This window comes from Arthrobacter sp. Hiyo1, assembly GCF_001263615.2.
Taxonomy (GTDB): domain Bacteria; phylum Actinomycetota; class Actinomycetes; order Actinomycetales; family Micrococcaceae; genus Arthrobacter.
Genome location: NZ_DF952478.1, coordinates 52,415 through 53,687, shown reverse-complemented (window position 1 = coordinate 53,687; position 1,273 = coordinate 52,415). Strand labels below are relative to the sequence as shown.

Annotated in this window: 1 protein-coding gene and 1 pseudogene; both read left to right on the top strand. The window is 63.3% G+C overall.

Annotation, left to right across the window (positions count from 1 at the left end; translation table 11 throughout):
• Positions 1 to 184 precede the first annotated feature (184 nt).
• A complete protein-coding gene (locus tag AHiyo1_RS22595) occupies positions 185 to 1,075 on the top strand; it encodes an AAA family ATPase (RefSeq protein WP_216363300.1) in 891 nt (296 codons plus the stop codon).
• Positions 1,072 to 1,273, top strand: a pseudogene (locus AHiyo1_RS25830) (5-methylcytosine-specific restriction endonuclease system specificity protein McrC); the annotation flags it as partial. The gene AHiyo1_RS22595 and the pseudogene AHiyo1_RS25830, both read left to right, overlap by 4 nt.

Sequence of the window (1,273 nt, the reverse complement as noted above, 5' to 3'; positions counted from 1 at the left end):
GTCACCTCCGGCGGCCGGTTCGAGCCGGACCGTGCCTCGTTCCGCCACGTCCGCTCGGTGAACTGGACCCACACGGTCCTGGGAGCACCCCGGGGACGCGGCAACAAAAACGCTCACCGACATTACGCCGTACCGCGACTACGTAGAGAAACTTGAGGCTCTCGTCACCGGCGATGTCGAGCCAGTGCCGCCCGTCCCGGCGACGCCGCTCCCGTCATACGACAAGGCCGCGTTTCTCAGCGAAGTCTATCTCTCCGAGACCGGCTACGACCGGCTGCGCTCCTTGCTGCTGCGGAAGAAGAACGTCATCCTCGCTGGTCCACCCGGCGTCGGAAAGACCTTCGCGGCCAAACGCCTCGCATACTCGATCCTGGGCATGAAGGACCCGAGCCGGATCCAGACAGTTCAATTCCATCAGAGCTATTCCTACGAAGATTTCATGATGGGCTACCGACCCACCGAGACAGGCGGGTTCACGCTCGCCGAGGGAGCGTTCTACCGGTTCTGCGAGGAAGCCCGCGCCGACGACGACGACCAGCCCTACTTCTTCATCGTCGACGAGATCAACCGCGGCAACATTTCCAAGATCTTCGGCGAACTGCTCATGCTCATCGAAGCCGACAAGCGCGGACAAGACCTACGCCTGGTCTACAAGAACGAGACCTTCTCTGTCCCGGCGAACGTCCACATCATCGGCATGATGAATACCGCGGATCGCAGCCTCGCCGTCCTCGACTACGCGTTGCGCCGTCGCTTCGGGTTTTTCGAGATGCCCCCCGGTTTCGACTCGGCCGGGTTCACCCGGTGGCAGCAGGAGGCCGGCAGCCCCACCCTCGACCGCCTCGTCACCGTCGTCGTCGACCTCAACAGGACCATAAGCGACGACCCAGCGCTCGGCCAGGGATTTGCGATCGGGCACAGCTACCTCACACGTCCTGCGGGCAGCGACGCCGACGACGCGTGGCTGTACTCCGTCGTCGAGGACGAACTCATTCCACTGCTCGACGAGTACTGGTTCGACGAGCCCATCAAAGCCGAGGAGTGGACAGGCAGGCTCCGGAGTGCCCTCGCATGACCGATCGCTCGATCATCATTCGCAACGTGTACGTGATGATGGCGTACGCGTTCCGGGCGATCCACAGCGACGGCAACGACAGGATTGCCGCCGAGCGATTCGACCACCTTCACGACCTGCTTGCGGAGATCCTTGTGCGTGGCGTCGGCGCGCAGGTCAAGCGCGGCCTTCACCGAGGCTACCTTCACCGCAGCGACG